General features: G+C 37.2%; 3 protein-coding genes. All 3 read left to right on the top strand.

The features are described 5' to 3' along the window. The coding region (locus H7254_RS18150; protein WP_301934314.1) for an MBL fold metallo-hydrolase at positions 1 to 531 on the top strand (531 nt) is incomplete at its 5' end. 287 nt (positions 532 to 818) lie between these two features. Continuing rightward, positions 819 to 1775, top strand: a complete 957-nt coding sequence (locus tag H7254_RS18155) for a DMT family transporter (RefSeq protein ID WP_301934315.1) — start codon at positions 819 to 821, stop codon at positions 1773 to 1775. 598 nt (positions 1776 to 2373) lie between these two features. Next, positions 2374 to 2762: isochorismatase family protein (locus H7254_RS18160; protein WP_301934316.1), on the top strand; the 389-nt coding region annotated here is incomplete at its 3' end.

Raw genomic sequence — 2762 nt, forward strand, 5'->3', positions numbered from 1 at the left:
CTATCCACTAAGGATGCAGAAAGACGTTTAAAAAACGACAACGTCATCGGTCTTGAAAATTGGGAAGAATATGCAGTTAAAAACGACAAAGTAAAAGGATTGAAAATAACTGCCATACCAGCACAACATACAAATATAAAAAGGTTGGATAAAGTGATGGGGAAGGTTTTAGGCTTTACCATTGAATGGGACGGACAGAAAAATGGCTGTATATATATTTCCGGAGACACAGTTCTTTTTGAAGGCATTTACGAACTTAACAGGCGGAAGAAAGTTGACACTGCTATTTTACATTTAGGCGCAGGTGCATTCCCCTATTTGAAAAGAAATATGAGGGTAACAATGAATGGGGAAGAAGCAATTGAAGTAACCAAACTCCTGAACCCAAGTGTTGTAATTCCTATACATTATGAAGGATGGTGGCATTTTAAGCAATCTGTAAAATCGTTGAAAAACGAAATTGCGCAATCAGGATATATGAAAAAATTTCTATGGCTTGAAAGTGGTGTTGAAGCAGCATTTACTAAATAAAATAACAAACGCACCACATAGTAATTATTTAAAAAAAGGCGAAATGCGGTGAGGTTAAAGATGGACAAGTTCCAAACCCCATAATTGTTGCTTATCATAACAGGGCAATAAAAATACAAAAAGATTAAAAAAAAATAACCTACCATAACAATTAAAACATGAAACGTTATATCATTAAAAATGGATGCGACATACAGTTGTCCACTTATATTTCAAATTATATTTCAACTTTGTTCCAGGGAATTTCTTAATAATCAGAAATTAAATATTGAGGTTAAAAGAAAAAAATGAAAAAAGAAATAATATTGGTAATAAACGAAAACCATAAGTCATCTTGGATGCCAGCAAAATTTAATCTAAAACTGTTTATTGCCGTTTTCTCTGTTGCTATATTCTGGGGCACCACCTTTCTGGCCATCCGGATAGGTGTAGAAACGATCCCTCCTTTATTAGTGACCGGGTTACGTAACGTGATTGCAGGGCTGATTTTCCTGGCTTACCTGGCCGGGTCCAAAAAATTGGAAAAAATGAACTGGCCCAGACTTCAACGAAATATGATCATTGCATTCATGTCGATCGTTCTGGCCAACGGCCTGACTACCTTTGCAGAAAAATACATTTCGAGCGGGTTGGCGGCGCTGATATCCACTTTATCCCCGCTAAGTGTACTGGTCATCAATCTTAGCTTGGGTAATGAAAAGCCTTCCTTCAAAATTATTACAGGCATTTTACTCGGAATATCCGGAATGTACTTGATCTATCAGAACAACATCGCCGACCTTTTTAATCCGGAATACCGTTTGGGAATAGGTGCTATGTTAATAGCAGTAATGATGTGGGCATTAGGAACGGTTTATACCAAACGGAGTGCAGCCCATCCCGGCAATATTATTGTGAATTTATGTGTACAAATGCTCTTTGCCGGGTTCCTGCTGGTAATCATGCAGCTATTTGTCAATCCCGGTGGAGCCTTGCAGAATTGGAGTGAACGCAGTTTGCTGGCTGTTCTTTACCTGGCCGTTTTCGGTTCTGTAGTTGGTTATACATCCTATAATTATGCTTTATCGAAGCTTCCATCTACCCGGGTATCAGTGATTGCCTATATAAATGTAGTGGTAGCTCTTTTCCTTGGTTGGTTGATATTAGACGAAAATATAACGCTACGGGTAATAATAGCTGTCGGACTGATTATCAGCGGGGTTATTGTGGCGAATCTTCAACGAAAAACCTCAGTGGGGAAATAACCCGTGCTTTCGAAATAAAAAACCTATCATTTAATTGGAGTTTATTTACCGTCTTTAAACAAATCCGCTTCTGTCCGGATCTGACATACAATTGTCCACAGAGATTTTAAATTATAGTTCAACTTTACTCTATGAAATCTCAAGGCATAATCCGAAGATTATATCCCGAATAAATTTAAGTTTGAATGCAAACCACAGGCTTTGTAAATGTCAAAGTAATTGAAACAAAAACGAGTTTTGAAAATATTAAGATAACAAGATACCGAATTATTTTACCTGGTTCACGGAAATCCTGTTTCGAGACAATCTTTGATGAACTAGAGAGACCTGTTCTTATAATGACCAAAATCGTGAGAAAACATTAACAGAAAGTTTCCCACTGATTAAATTCTTAGAACTGACAGAATTGTAAAGTATCCAATCTTAACCAAATAGAGATACACATCAGTATCGTAACTTAAAAATAATTCAATCGGCAAATGAAAAGGCGCAGCCCCGGATGTTGATTATTTCACAAGAACGACACTTAAAGCGTAAGCTGTGAACCCTGAAGTCAAGTAAGCAATAAACAACCATAAAATAATTAAAAACAATTCTAATGAGTATTTCAAAATCTGACAAACCCGCATTAATCCTAATTGACATCCAAAAAGCCTTTGACGATATAAAGTATTGGGGCGGAGAAAGAAATAATCCCGAAGCTGAGAATAATGCAGGCGAACTCTTGCAACTATGGAGAGCCAACCACCTTCCTATTTTTCATATTAAGCATTGTTCTACCATACCTACTTCACCGCTTAACGAAACCCATTCAGGAAATGAGTTTAAAGAGATAGTAAGGCCAATCGATGGGGAGCCGGTTATTAAAAAAAATGTTAACAGCGCTTTTATTGGGACCGACTTAAAAGAACGTCTTGATATTGAAAACATTTCTAAGCTTGTAATTGTGGGCCTCACGACTGACCATTGTGTTTCCACAACTACGAG

Source organism: Ferruginibacter sp., assembly GCF_014377975.1.
GTDB lineage: Bacteria > Bacteroidota > Bacteroidia > Chitinophagales > Chitinophagaceae > Ferruginibacter.

What these genes read in the sequence shown, in the direction of transcription:
- H7254_RS18155 (WP_301934315.1), top strand. Translation starts at nt 819, where the DNA reads ATGAAAAAAGAAATAATATTGGTAATAAACGAAAACCATAAGTCATCT.